The organism is Sulfolobus acidocaldarius DSM 639 (assembly GCF_000012285.1).
GTDB lineage: Archaea > Thermoproteota > Thermoprotei_A > Sulfolobales > Sulfolobaceae > Sulfolobus > Sulfolobus acidocaldarius.
Genome location: NC_007181.1, coordinates 2,059,050 through 2,073,080, shown reverse-complemented (window position 1 = coordinate 2,073,080; position 14,031 = coordinate 2,059,050). Strand labels below are relative to the sequence as shown.

General features: G+C 38.1%; 13 protein-coding genes. 4 read left to right on the top strand and 9 right to left on the bottom strand.

Features of this window, described 5'->3' with window-relative positions; genetic code table 11:
• The first annotated feature begins 110 nt into the window (after positions 1–110).
• Complete coding sequence (locus SACI_RS10775) at positions 111–1,946, top strand: indolepyruvate ferredoxin oxidoreductase subunit alpha (RefSeq protein ID WP_011279017.1); 1,836 nt, start codon at positions 111–113, stop codon at positions 1,944–1,946.
• Entirely contained in the window at positions 1,934–2,500 is a 567-nt protein-coding gene (locus tag SACI_RS10770; protein WP_011279016.1) for an indolepyruvate oxidoreductase subunit beta, read from the top strand. The genes SACI_RS10775 and SACI_RS10770 overlap by 13 nt, the downstream gene beginning before the upstream one ends.
• Here SACI_RS10770 and SACI_RS10765 read toward each other — a convergent pair.
• The 7 genes from SACI_RS10765 to SACI_RS10735 form a co-directional block, all read right to left on the bottom strand.
• On the bottom strand, positions 2,477–2,944 hold the full coding sequence (locus SACI_RS10765) for a peroxiredoxin (RefSeq protein WP_011279015.1): 468 nt from the start codon (positions 2,942–2,944) through the stop codon (positions 2,477–2,479). The two genes, SACI_RS10770 and SACI_RS10765, sit on opposite strands and share 24 nt — an antisense overlap.
• Positions 2,945–3,189: 245 nt before the next feature.
• Complete coding sequence (locus tag SACI_RS10760; RefSeq protein WP_011279014.1) at positions 3,190–3,600, bottom strand: SRPBCC domain-containing protein; 411 nt, start codon at positions 3,598–3,600, stop codon at positions 3,190–3,192.
• 109 nt (positions 3,601–3,709) lie between these two features.
• Positions 3,710–5,335, bottom strand: a complete 1,626-nt coding sequence (locus SACI_RS10755; protein ID WP_011279013.1) for a long-chain-fatty-acid--CoA ligase — start codon at positions 5,333–5,335, stop codon at positions 3,710–3,712.
• Between the two features lie 392 nt (positions 5,336–5,727).
• Entirely contained in the window at positions 5,728–6,786 is a 1,059-nt protein-coding gene (locus SACI_RS10750; RefSeq protein ID WP_011279012.1) for an alcohol dehydrogenase catalytic domain-containing protein, read from the bottom strand.
• A gap of 49 nt (positions 6,787–6,835) precedes the next feature.
• On the bottom strand, positions 6,836–7,261 hold the full coding sequence (locus SACI_RS10745) for an SRPBCC domain-containing protein (RefSeq protein WP_011279011.1): 426 nt from the start codon (positions 7,259–7,261) through the stop codon (positions 6,836–6,838).
• A 10-nt stretch (positions 7,262–7,271) separates the two neighbouring features.
• A complete protein-coding gene (locus tag SACI_RS10740) occupies positions 7,272–7,943 on the bottom strand; it encodes a hypothetical protein (RefSeq protein WP_011279009.1) in 672 nt (223 codons plus the stop codon).
• A 101-nt stretch (positions 7,944–8,044) separates the two neighbouring features.
• Positions 8,045–9,082: a R2-like ligand-binding oxidase gene (locus SACI_RS10735; protein WP_011279008.1), complete on the bottom strand. Its 1,038-nt coding sequence runs from the start codon at positions 9,080–9,082 to the stop codon at positions 8,045–8,047.
• A 206-nt stretch (positions 9,083–9,288) separates the two neighbouring features.
• Here SACI_RS10735 and SACI_RS10730 point away from each other — a divergent pair, with 206 nt between their 5' ends.
• Entirely contained in the window at positions 9,289–9,783 is a 495-nt protein-coding gene (locus tag SACI_RS10730) for an SCP2 sterol-binding domain-containing protein (protein ID WP_011279007.1), read from the top strand.
• Positions 9,784–9,829: 46 nt separating this feature from the next.
• Here SACI_RS10730 and SACI_RS10725 read toward each other — a convergent pair whose 3' ends face one another.
• Together SACI_RS10725 and SACI_RS10720 are read right to left on the bottom strand one after the other, a co-directional pair.
• Positions 9,830–11,749: a 3-hydroxyacyl-CoA dehydrogenase/enoyl-CoA hydratase family protein gene (locus SACI_RS10725; RefSeq protein WP_011279006.1), complete on the bottom strand. Its 1,920-nt coding sequence runs from the start codon at positions 11,747–11,749 to the stop codon at positions 9,830–9,832.
• A 135-nt stretch (positions 11,750–11,884) separates the two neighbouring features.
• On the bottom strand, positions 11,885–13,084 hold the full coding sequence (locus tag SACI_RS10720) for an acyl-CoA dehydrogenase family protein (protein ID WP_011279005.1): 1,200 nt from the start codon (positions 13,082–13,084) through the stop codon (positions 11,885–11,887).
• Between the two features lie 149 nt (positions 13,085–13,233).
• Here SACI_RS10720 and SACI_RS10715 point away from each other — a divergent pair, with 149 nt between their 5' ends.
• Positions 13,234–13,851 (top strand): SCP2 sterol-binding domain-containing protein, encoded by a 618-nt coding sequence (locus tag SACI_RS10715; protein WP_011279004.1) that lies wholly within the window; start codon positions 13,234–13,236, stop codon positions 13,849–13,851.
• Positions 13,852–14,031: the final 180 nt, after the last annotated feature.

The following is a 14,031-nucleotide window of genomic DNA, read 5'->3' as shown; positions in this document are numbered from 1 at the left end:
GTAATCGTCATTGGTAAGTTGACTCTATTTGATTTAATTATTCTAAATTATCAAAAGTATATACATTAGATAGGAATATTTATTAGCATTTTTTGTCAACATTTATAATGATGATTACTTCTTCATTAGCCAGGCAAATCTTGCTAGGAAACGAAGCAATAGCACTCGCCTCATTGGCATCAGGGGTGTCAGTAGCCGCAGGATACCCAGGCACACCCTCCACAGAAATACTGGAGACAATACAAAAACATAGTAGGAACGTTTATGTAGAATGGAGTGCAAATGAAAAAGTAGCCTTTGAGACAGCGTACGGTGCAGCCATAAATGGGGCATATGCATTGACTACAATGAAGCATGTAGGTTTAAACGTTGCTGCAGATCCATTAATGAGTTCCTCCTATACAGGAGTTGAGGGTGCCTTTGTTATAGTATCAGCCGATGATCCCTCGATGTGGTCTTCTCAAAACGAACAGGATAATCGTTATTATGGTTTACATGGCTTAATTCCAGTCATTGAACCTTATGATCCGCAGTCAGCTTACAACCTAATGATAGAGGCTTTCAAACTCAGTGCTAAGGTAAAACATCCCGTAATATTCAGGACCACAACAAGGATAAGTCATGTGAGAGCCCCCGTTTCAATAAAACCGCCTATAAATCCCATATACGGTAAGGTGACAAAGAACCCCAAGAAATACGTCCTTGTACCTGAAAATGCCAGGAGGAACAGAATGGAGCAGTTGAAAAGGTGGGAAATGATAAAGGAGGAAGTGGAAAACCTAAATGAATATGAAGACAACGGTTCTAAGGACTTAATTATAGCATCAGGTATATCATATTCCTTTGTCAAAGACGCAATGAACGAACTGAACATAAGAGCCAATTTATTACGCATTTCAACCCCTGTACCCATACCTAGTAAATTGATTTTAAAAGCCGTAAGCGAGGCTGAAAGGGTATTAATTGTGGAAGAAGTGGAACCAATTGTGGAATATCAAGTTAAGGACTTGCTCTATGATCATGGTATAAGGGTAGAGCTTCATGGAAAGGACATAGTAAGTAAAGTAGGAGAGATGACATTGGACAAAGTTTATAGTGCGTTCAGCAGGTTTTTTGATCTGAATTTAGATTTAAGTTTTCTAGAGTCACCTTCAGATATTCCTCAGAGACCTCCAGCACTATGTCCAGGCTGTCCTCACAGAAGCTCATTTGTAGATCTCAAGAAAGCTTTGTCGATGACCTCGATGAGTAATGCGTTCATATCAGGAGACATTGGATGTTACACTCTGGGACTTTTACCCCCATTTGAAGAGCAAGATTCCTCGACAGATATGGGCTCAAGTGTAGGTATTGCGAATGGTGTCTATAGAGCTACCGGAAATATACCTGTTGCTATTATAGGTGATTCCACGTTCTTCCACAGTGGTATGAGTGGCTTAGCTAATGCTGTATATAACAAGACCCCTCTTGTTCTCCTAGTTCTAGATAACAGATCCACCGCAATGACTGGACAACAGCCAAGTCCTTCAAAGGAGATAGATATAGGAGAAGTTGCCAAAGGACTCGGTGTAAGGTTTGTGAAGTACTTTGATCCTTTTGAGATGAACTCTTCCGTTAAGAGCTTGACCGAGGCTATCGAGTGGGTAAAGAAGAACAAAGAGCCTGCGGTGATAATAGCCAAGAGAGCTTGTGCCCTATTAGTTACAGATGTGATTGATGATAATAAATTACCTAAAGCTGTAGTTGATATGGCTAAGTGTACTGGTTGTACCATATGTTATGATTACTTCACATGCCCTGCTATTATCCCCAGGAAGGATAAGAAGGCTGAAATAGACGTTTATAACTGTATAGGCTGTGGAGCATGTGTACCCGTCTGTCCATTTAAGGCAATATCTATAAAAGGAGATAAGCCGGAGGGATGGGATAAGTTATGGCTAGAGTAAATATCCTTCTTGCAGGAGTAGGCGGTCAAGGTATTATAACAATGGGCAAAATGATCGCAGAGGCTGGGAACTACTGTAATGTCAAGGTATTAGTTGCAGAAACTCACGGTTTAGCTCAGAGGGGAGGGGCTGTAAATGTTCATGTAAGGATAGGGGATGTGAATTCTCCTCTCATTCCGCTAGGAGGAGCTGATTATTTAGTAGGGTTAGAGGCTACTGAAGTCCTAAGGAACTTGAATTACTGCTCAAAAAACACAGTCATAGTTCTAAACAACTACGTATTGAGACCGGTTTTACCCAAAGTGAGGTTATTGGAGATTAGGGAGGTTCTTGACAGACTTAAGGGCTTAAATGTTCATCTAATAAATGCGTACGAAATAGCCGAGAAGGCAGGGAATACTAAGGCTGTAAACGCAGCCCTGCTAGGATACCTTTACAGTATAGGAGCATTCAAGGGGCTATTGACTGAAGAGGCGTTTTACAAGTCTCTAAAGTACGAGAGTAATGTCAAAGCCTTTCAATCAGCTAAATCAGCTTTTGCTCATCTCCTCTGACTTAATCTGTTTAAGTGCTTTTAGAGCTTCGTTTACATGGTTACCTGGATTCATCTGTGAATTGTAAATATGTCTAATTACTCCTTTTTTATCAATTACAAACGTTATCCTGGCTGGTAGGATAAAGCCCTTTGCGTTATACATTTCTCTTATCTTTTTGTCGGGGTCACTTACCAAGATAAACGGTAAGTTGTACTTTTGTTTAAATTTCTTGTGTGAGTTAGTATCGTCGGAACTAACACCTATAACCATTGCGTCAAATCCTTTTAACGAGTCCCAGTTATCTCTGAAAGCACAAGCCTCTGTTGTGCATCCAGGAGTATCGTCCTTTGGATAGAAGTAGAGTACAATATTATATTTTCCAATAAAGTCCGCTAATGAAATCCTCTCTCCACTATCAGTAACAGCTTCAAATATAGGTGCCTTTTCCCCTATTTTTACCATGAAATTACATATTCTTTTTGAATTTATAAACCTTTATTTGAATTAACCTCATGGTCAGGTTTTGTTTTGAATTATGTTCATTTAGTTTTATACACTTATAACTGAAAATTTTTCATATGAAATCAGTCTTGTTCTAATAATGGTTTACAAAAACTAGGAAATAAATTAAATACTAAAGAGGCAATTTAGAGTTTTTAGAAACAATAAAAATAATAATTGATTTAAAAAACAAATAAATAAATACTTTAACTATTAAGTTTGTTTTTAATACACTCTGCAGTCTGGTTCATCATGGTTTGAACTGAAGTATCGAGGAGGTTTCCTAACATCGCTACCATAGAGCCCTCATTCTTATACTCAGCCTCCCACGTAACTTCATCTCCATTTAATGTACTCTTGGTGGTTGTGGTTGTTGTGACACCAGGACCTCTTATTTGTACTGTAGCCACATATCCGTTCTCTGTTATCTTATAGTCGATTAATTCACCATCAACAGTGACCTTCATTGCACCTACAGTAGCATCTAGTTTGAATTTCTTGTCCTTTATGTCCCTGGCAGTAGGTATGCAGGATATGAAGTTTGAATAGTTGGATGCGAACTGAACTGCCTTTGCTGGATCTTTCACTTTAAATTTCCCACTTAACTTTTGAGGCATATATTCTCACCTTATTTTTCTACTAATCTTAATATATATGTTTTTCCTAAATTAATACACCTACATTCTAAGTCTAGTTTAGGAGAAAATTGAGACATAGTGAATTCCTCTATTTTTGTTTTTGGAGCTCTTTACTCGCCATTTCTCTCAGCAATTTCTTATCAGCCTTCATAGTTGAGGTCTTTGGTATGTCTTCCACAACGAAGAACCTGTCTGGTATCCACCACTTCTGTATCTTACCTTCCTCCACCTTTTTCATCAGGAACTTCCTCATTTCTACCTCATCAAATTGACCGTTAGGTACTATGAATGCAACAGGTCTTTCGCCCCACTTTTCATGTCTAATACCTACAACTGCAACCTCAGCCACACTTGGGTGTAGGGATATGACTGTCTCCAATAGGAGTGATGGTATGAACTCACCACCGCTCTTTATTGCATCTTTCTCCCTGTCCACTAAATGTAAGTAACCATATTCGTCGATGTATCCCAGATCGCCTGTATGTAACCAACCACCTCTCCATAATTGGGCTGTTTTTTCAGGGTCTTTGTAGTATTCTCTTGTTGTCCATGGAGCTCTAACTACTATTTCTCCTATCTTTCCTCTAGGGACATCTTTACCCTCTTCATCCACTATCCTTAGCTTTACTCCTGGTATTGGAACTCCTGCACTCAGCTGTATTTCGAATTTCTTCTCTTCATCGAAACTTTCCACAATGGAATTATGGTATGCCACAGTTAAAACTGGACAAGTCTCAGTCAAACCGTAACCTGAATACAACTTGATACCGTATTCTCTAGCCTTCCTTGCTAAACCCTCAGGAAGCGCTTCTCCGCCTATAGCAACTTTCCAGTTCTTTAGATACGGTTTATAATCGTCAATATCTGGTTGAGCTAGTATCATGAACAATATTGTTGGAACCATTGCCGAGAAAGTTACTCCCTCATTGGCTATCAACTTCAACTGGGTTGCTGGGTTGTAAACGCCAGGTAGCACATACTTAAGACCACTTGCTAAGGCAACATATGGGAATCCCCACGAATGCACGTGGAACATTGGTACAAGGCTCATCACAACATCTCTGGTTGTCAACTCAACTGGAGGTGCCCTTGATATGGTACCCATAGCCATTGCATGAAGCACTAGGTCTCTATGGGTGAACCACACTCCCTTTGGATTACCTGTGGTTCCTGAAGTGTACATTAATGTTGCCATCATATCTTCTTTTAGTCCTTCTTCATCTGGATCATACTTAGGTTCTCCCTGTAATAAGTCCCAGAAATCTATGGTCTTGTCATCTACTTTTATTTTCTCCTTGTCGTCATTATATATGATGAACCTTATGTTGGGGTTAAAGTTCTTAATATCCTCGACTAGTCCTATTAGATCGTCCCTTATAATCACCCATTTGTCTTCAGCGTGTAGCATTGTCTTTATAATTAGTTCTGGAGGGTATCGTAGATTCACTGTGTGCAGTACAGCTCCTATCATTGGTACAGCATAGTATAGGTGCATGTACACATCTGTATCCCAGTCAATAACACCTACTATATCACCTTTTTTGACACCGATTTTCTTTAGGGCATTTGCTAAGATTTTAGCTGACTCTGCAAATTTTTTAAATGTATATCTTCTCTTATCTGTGTAAACTATTTCTCTTGTTGGAAAGACCGTCTCCCCACTATCTAGAAATTTATCTATAGTTAACTGATATTTATAGTACCCGGAACTCATCATTATTATGATATTTTATGTAGTTAAAAAACTTTATGATCTAATAACACAAAAATAATTTCAAAGTTATCAATTATTTAACAACTTAATTAGTGTAGTCCCTCAATTTTATTCACTACAATTAAGCTAAACATTTAATAATTCCTTTCTGAAAAAAATATAAGGGGAAAGGTGTCATCTTTAAATTTTTCAATGATAGTTTAAATGTTAGATATTGTGCTTATACATGAACACAAGTTTTAGCATTAATAGTTCAAGTTTTAGCATTAATAGTTCAAGTTTTAGCATTAATAGTTAAGGTCTTTCATAGTGTTAAAAAATATGGATCTTCATAATTTACATGAGAATACTAGAGGGAGAAGAAAAGGGAAAAAAGGAATTAAACCCCTTACCTACAGCTTAGTCCAGTCAATTATTGCTCTTAAATGCAGTCCTTTCTCAAGATTTTCGTATGCAGTGTTTATCTCATCTGGTCTATACACGTGAGTCACAAGTTTTTTAACGTCGAGCTTACCCGATGCTACCATCCTTACCAACTCTGGTAAGTCAATCCTGGGTCTATAACCTAAACTTCCCACAACTTTAAGTCCCCTTCCCACAAAGAGGTTAGTCATTAAGTTAATTGTACTTGATGTGGCATTCCCTAGTCCGGTAACAACCATTGTTCCCGACTTGTTCACGACGTTAAAGGCTATTTGCAAATCTGGATTGGGTTTAGTCTCATAAACTATATCCGCTCCTTCTGGTAATATCTCAGTTATCTTGCCAACAGGGTCTTCCTTGTTAGGATTAACAGTATGAGTCGCTCCCAATTCTTTTACTTTCGCTAATTTACTGTCTACAACATCCACTGCAATTATTGGATATAGCCCCATTACACTGGCTAACTGAATCGCAGCGGAACCTACACCACCTGTACCTATTACAACTACACTTTGACCTGCAGAAGCACCAGCAGTCTTAAGTGCTCCGTAAGCTGTACCATATGCACATGAAACAGGTGAAGAGGCAATCACATCTTTTATTTCTCTTGCCGGTATTACAGCTATTTCAGGGACTGAAGTGTATTCAGCATGACCCCCATTTATTCCGATCAAACCCGGCATCTTCATCATTACGTTGTTACAATAGTTTTCCTTACCAGACGCACAATATCTACACTTTCCACATGGTACAATCCATGATACTATTACAGGGTCTCCTTTTTGTAGTCCATAGGGGTTTGTTACATTCGGTCCAAAATCTTCTACCCATCCTGAAATTTCATGTCCAAGAATAAACCCCTCGGGTGGCATAAATCCAAGTAGCTCACCTTTCATGTGGTGTATATCGGAATGGCAAACACCTGTAGATGCTACTCTAATTAGGATCTCTCCTTCACCTGGGGACGGTTTAGGGATATCCGTTAATTGAAGCGGTGCGTTTGCTCCCTTAAATATTGCGGCTTTCATTAACTTATATTTAAAAAACAAACATATATATTTTTCTCAAAAGACTAACTTAAGAAGTAGTTCTCAGCTTAATACACTCTATAGTGTCCACCACTGTCTGCTCTGTCACACTCTCTAACAAAGGCTTTAAAAGTATTTTAAGGGGTCCCGCGATATTATATTGAGTATCCCATATGACTTGACTGCCATCTTCTTTAACCTTACTCCTTGTAATTATATCTATAACTGCACCTGTAGTTTTGACTCGTAGTCCAACTGTGAGTATTAACGTCTCTGGGGATATTTCGTACTTATAAAGTTCTCCCTTCACGGTTAATGGTAGCCCCAATGCCTTTACTTTCGCTTTAAATGTGTTCTCATTCGCACTAACTATATTTGGTATACAGCCCACGAAGTTGTTCTGATCTCCAATGAACTGCAATGTTTTAACCAGATCCAGTACAGAGAACCTTCCACATATCCTATTTAACGACATCTTCTATCACCTAAGCAAGGAAGCAATCGGTTCTTTTTACCTTCTTAGCTGCTCTACTTGAAAAAATGTATGTTAATATTCCACCTAAAGGAGGGAGAAGGAAAAGGAAAATTCCACCTATTCTCAAACCCCAGCTCTCGTACCTTTTCCCCAGCTTCCACATCTTTATTGCCGCTGCTATCATTCCTATGAAGAATACAGCTATAGCAATTCCTATTATAGCCATTACAATATTTAGTTCTAACACTGGGACTGGGTTTAATCCTAACAAGCCCAGTATTAAGAAGACTAATAGACCTATACCTGTTACTAATGGAGTTAAGATCGAAAACTCCACTAATCTGCTATTATAATCCTTCTTTATCTTGCCTAAGATTGTCAATCCTATACTCAGGACGTTTATTGACGCTGTACCTAGGAGAAATCCTATAGCCGTAATTATAACGAAGATTAATGAGACCACAGGTATTATGAAAAATAAGGGTGTGGGAAAGGCTGGAATTGATGTCAATGTTCCTAATAATCCTGCTATGATTACAAAAAATGAAATGGTGTAAAGTAATGAGAACCTCTTAATACTCAAGAGCCCTATTCCATCATAGTCATTATATTTCTCCTCTGTAATTGGTGGAAGCAATTTTAATGGATTTACTTCACTTATAGGAGAATCTTCAGTACTCATTTTGAAGATTCTTTTTAGCATGAAATTAAGTATAATTTGTTATGGTAATAAATATTACTTAAGGTTTAAGAGAAAAAATTCTATTATAAAAATGAATTTTTCTATTCGGGATCATACTGAGGAGTAAGGTATTTCTCTACAGTATCGAAGTTCTCTATCACTGGAGCAGCTTCGTTTAATGGCATGTATCTTAGCTTCTCTCTATTAGCGTTCCTTAGCCTATTTACGTAGAATAGCCTGTGCTGGACCATTTTTGCAGCGTAATCTACCAGTGAACCTAGACCGTTCTCCTTATATACCCATTCGAAATATCTTCCCCATTTCTCCTTGTATGGTTCCCATTTGTTTACCTGTTGCTCCACTATTGTTCCAATCAGCCTTACAGCTAAACCACCTGCATAATTGAAGTACTCTAAGAATTTATCGTATAGGGATTGGTCTTCACCTATTAGCATAGTTGTAAGGTAAGTCCCAAACGCTAAATGTCTAGACTCATCAGCGGCTACTCTTTTCACAATCTCGTAAATACCTTTTAGATGTCTACCCCTTTCCCACATAGTTCTCCAGAAGTAAAATCCAGTTTCTGCAGCTATACCCTCTATCGAGAACATATATGTAGCAGTAAATCTTAATATACTCTCTGGAGATGGATTTGCCTTAACTCCATAAGCGGCTGAGGGTAATGCAACGTAGAAAAGCTCATAGTAAGATGGATTAATTTCTGTGGTCCATTTCTCAGTGTCCTTATCCATACCTATGGAGTCCATCCACCTCCTAAAAGCATCTGTATGTCTGGTTTCCTCCTGCTGGAATTGATTAAGGAATAATACTTCTTCAGTGTATCCTAACTCATCTAAAGCTATTACTAGCTCCGCTAAATATCTAGATACTGCCTCCTCTCCTGCGGAAAACGCTGTTGCAATGTATTCAGATATCTCCCTTTCTGATTCACTCATTGTCTCCCAATCTTGCTTGTCCTGTTGTATTAGTTCCTTAAATTGTAACGGAGACCAGAATAGTTCATTAGATTTTGCCCATAATCTCATGGGGTAAGAGTTCCAATCTATTCCCTTCTTTACTGAAGAGTAGCTTTTCCTAACTACCTTACCGTCTGGGGTTATTTCTACTGGTTTATCCAATAAAAACGCACCTCCTCTAACGATATATCTTTAAAATCCTGATATAAAAATTTTTTTGAAAAATCGTTTAATATTTATTAGTCAATAAAAATTAAGGAATATTTCCTTTATTTCTGTCTTTACTCCAGTCCACCTAATTTTCTTGTATTGATTAATTAATGTTAGGACAAATTTTTTATAAGAATATGTATTTATATATCTTGAACATGTCTCAAACACAAGAGTATCTATTTCCAAGTAAGGAATGGGCAGATGAGTGGTGTAAACTACTTAACGGAAGTAAAGAGTACTATGAAGCCTCTAAGACTGCACCATGGGACTCTGTGGTTCTAGTATCGACAAATGTTCCTGAAAAAGTAAGAGCGACACTAATAGAGATGTACAAGAAGGGAGAAGCTAAAGCTGATTCGGTAGACTTTAACTCAACTGCTGGTGCAATAAAACTAAACATTAAAGAGGGTAGATGTTTAGGCACGGAGTTTCATACGGACATGTCAAAGGTTGTGGGTTCACTGATATTAGAGGCTCCTTACGATACTTGGTTAAAGATCATCCAAGGTAAATTAGACGTTACTGTCGCGTTATTGGGAGGTTCAATAAAGATTAAGAAAGGTAGTTTAACAGAGTTGGCTAGATACACCAATGCTGCAGTTATAATGTCGAACATGAGCAGGAAAATAAAGTCCAAGATATTAGCTTAAGGTTTTTATTTTCTTATTTTTTATCTAAAAAATTATCAAAAAAGTTCTATTTTCCTTTAAACTCTGGTTTTCTCTTTGAGAAGAAGGCTACAATTCCCTCCTTTAAATCCTCAGTTGTAAATAGTAATCCTCCCGCTATGGATTCCATCTCTAGACCTACATCAATTGGTACCTCACTACCCCTGTTAATTAACCTTTTAGCCAACATGGCAGAAATAGGTGCTATTCTCTCAGACAGGTCCTTTGCAAACTCTAATGCTTCATTTTCGTCCTTAACTATCTTATTAACCAAACCATACTCTAGTGCTTCTTTTGCGGATATTCTTTGGGCAGTAAGTATTAGATACATAGCCCTGGAAATTCCAATTAATTTAGGCAGTCGCTGAGTACCTCCCCATGCTGGTACTAAACCCAAACCAGTCTCAGGGAAACCAAACACAGCATTCTCAGTTGCTATTCGTAGATCACAGTAGGAAGATAACTCAAAGCCTCCCCCTAGAGCATAGCCTTTAACAAATGCAATGACGATCTTAGGAATCTCAGTTAACCTCTTGAAAGTCCTCTCTCCTTTCCTCACTAACTCAAGGAATTGTACTTGATCTGTGATAGGGGCAGAGAGCTCTGCACCGCCTGAGAAGTTTTGTCCTTCTCCAGTGATCAAGATCACATTAATTGATCTGTCATTCCAGAGTTCTGTCAGTAATCTATCCAGTTCGTCCAGCAGGGTGTAATTTATCAAGTTCAACTTAGGTCTATTCAGCTTAACAATAGCAACCTTTCCTTCCTTGCTCACGTTGAGTGTTTCAAATTCCTTCTTCTCCTCCTTTTTCTCGCCCTCAAGTAGTTCCTTGAGTTTACCTGTCTTTATGGAGTCCGTTGGTTGGAAAATTGTAATTCCGTATTCACTTGATATTCTTTCAAGTCTGCTCTTCACATCATTTAAATCTGCACTTTTAGCTACAGTTATTGGACCGAAGGGTCTGTTCATACCTAACTTTACTGCCGTTTCAATGTCATTTGGTGTAGCGACATTATCCTCGAGTAATTTTGAGGCTTCATTTATGTCTATTGCTAGCAAGTCATTCACATCAATTATTGGATTTTGCTTAGCATTAATCTGGGGTCTCCCCTTAGTCCAATCGTAAAATCCTCTTCCACTTTTCCTTCCCAACAGTCCGTTATTTACCATCTCTTTAATCTTTGTACATTTCCCATATTCAGGAGATATTTCTTTTGCAAAATATTCTAGGCTATGGGCTACAATGTCTAATCCAACATAATCCATTAGCTCATAAGGTCCCATGGGTAGACCTAGAGATCTGAAGTAAGCGTCCACTTCCTCATAATTAATACCCTTTTGTAAAACTAGGCAGATGAATAAGCTTTCAGCTGCATTGATCCTATTCACTATAAATCCTGGAGTATCTTTATTCACGATTACAGGTGTTTTACCGATCTGTTTAGTTATTTCGTAGAGCTTCTGAACCACTTCAGGACTGGTATCTGGTCCTTTTATTATTTCAACCAACTGCATAAGTACCGGTGGGTTGAAGAAGTGCATTCCAACTACTCTATCCTTCTTATTCACAAATTTAGAGATCTCACTAATCCTAATATTTGACGTATTAGTAGCGAGAATAGCATCTGGCTTTGTGAATTGATCTAGTCGCTTGAAAATGTTCTGTTTTAGGTCGACTATTTCAGGAACTGCCTCTATTACAAGATCAGCGTCTTTAACTGCTTCTTCAAGGTTTATTGACTTTGTTATCCTCTTTAGTATATCCTCGGGCTCCTCTTCAATTGAGCCCCTCTTCTTTAACCTATCTAAACTCTCCCTAATCTTAGAGATTGCCTTGTCCAGTATCTCGTCTTTTATATCCACTAGGGTAACTTCGTTTTTATATATCGCCATTACTTCAGCTATTCCATGTCCCATCTCTCCAGAACCTATTACAACTACTTTCACACTTATTCTACCTCTTTTCGATTTAAGGATGGTAAAATGGCTAATAACTTTAACTCCTTTAAAAAGTTGCTTTTTTCGTCAATAAATTAAAAAGAAGATAGGAATAAAAAACTGAGGAATTGGTATATAAAGCGTTTAAAGCACTTTTAGAAGTCTTCTAGCTGTCTCCTTTAATACGACTAATTTCTGTATATCGTTTGCCCCTTCATAAATCTTCATGACCTCAACGTCTCTAAGTAGTCTCTCGACACCAGTCGAAGTTGCTACACCATATCCACCGTGTACAGTTATAGCCCTTATGGCAGCCCTCTCTGCAACCTCAGTTGCAAAATACTTAGCCATAGATGCGGCAACTATTCCCTCGTCTACTTTGCGTTGGTCTATGAGAGACGCAGCCCAGTATGTTAATAGTCTTGCTGCGTTTACTTCTGTTAATGTTTCTGCTATTTTCTCTTGAACCATCTGGAATCCTAAAAGTGGAGAGCCGAAAGCACTTCTCTGCACTGAGTAGTTTGTCATCTTCTCCAATGCAGCTTGGGCAACACCTAAGGCTTGTCCAGCAACACCAACTCTCGAAACATCAAAGGTCGTCATTGCGTACTTAAATGCAGAGCCTTCCTCTCCTACTAAGTTTTCTTGGGGAACATAAACTTCCTCAAATGCTAGCTCAGCAGTATTAGATGCCCTTAAACCTAGGGTCTCAATTCTGTTTAGTACTTTTACTCCTTTCCATTCTCTCTCTACTATGAACATTGATATTCCCTTCCACCTCGCATTTGGTTCAGGTGGTGAAGTCCTTGCAGTGACAACATAGTAATCAGCAATACCACCATTGGTGATGAATATCTTCCTTGCGTTTAAAACATATCCACCATCTACTTTCTTTGCTGTGGACTGTATTCCTGCAACATCACTTCCTGCTTGTGGTTCAGTATTTGCAAATGCAGCTACCTTATCTCCCCTCGCAACAGGTGTAACATATTTCTTCCTCTGCTCCTCACTACCAAATAGTAGTATTGGAGTCATGAACAGGTTCCCTACTGTTACTCTCGCCGTAAAGGAAGGCCAGACCCTCGACATTTCCTCTACGGCTATTGTGCTCATTAACATGTCTCCACTTTGTCCTCCGTATTCCTGAGGAACGCTTATTCCAAACAATCCTAATTCCTTAGCTTTCTCTAAGACGTTCTCAGGAACTTTTCCTTCCTTTTCACCTTTTTCCACAATTGGCGCTACATCTCTTTCCATGAACTCTCTCACTGCCTTTCTGAAGAGTTCATGATTCTCTGAGACCTTTACATTGTACACTTCCAATGTGTTAAATGGTAAAACCATTTTTATCTTTTAATTCTTCATTACTGATCAAATATAAGCCTTTTGGTATCGTTATATCTACAAAGACAAATGAATTATAAGGCATAATTTTAATGTTTTTAGAAAAGATTTTTATATATATTTATTTATTGAAATCACACTGATATAATATGGGAGAGGAGAATAAACTTTTGTTTCCCAGCAAGGAATGGGCTCAAGAGTTTTGTAGGTCATTAAATGAAAATAAGCAATTTTTAGAGGGAGCAAGGAACATTAAATGGAACTCAATTCTGTTTGTCGGAGTAGAAGCGCCAGAGAATGTAAGGGCTGCTGTAGTAAAGGGTGTAGCTATTTCTCTAGGTGTTCTAAATGAAGACTTGATTAGGCAGGCAACTGAGTTACTGTCACCAACAGTACCACCTGAAGATAGGAAAATTGTTATGGAGGCATTGGAAAATATTACAGGAAGGAAATTACCAGAAGATATTAAGAACGGATATATTAATAATTCGAGCTCTGGAGCTGTAAAATTGATTCTAGATAAGGGAAAATGTGTCGCAACCGAATTCTATGTAGATATACTAAATGTAAGTGCAGATGTCATACTCGAGGCTAGATATCAAGATTGGGTTAAAATAATTGAGGGAAAACTGGACGCATCATTGGCGCTGTTAGGTGGTATAATAAAAATTAAGAAGGGCTCCCTGTCAGAACTAGGAAAATATACTAATACTGCTCTTATATTCGCAGACGTTGCAAGGAAAATAAATGCAAGAATTCAAGTTTAAAGGGTGCACAAGATAAGTTTAACAGTCTCTATAAGGTGTACATAACCTTCTGAGAATTGAAAAAATTTATTCAGTTAGTGAATGTACAATGTATAATATGTTTAAAATATTTAAGTAACGGATTTTGTCCCTTCTTAACTAATAGAATAAAGTAAAAGTATATTTCTAATAAAAAATAAA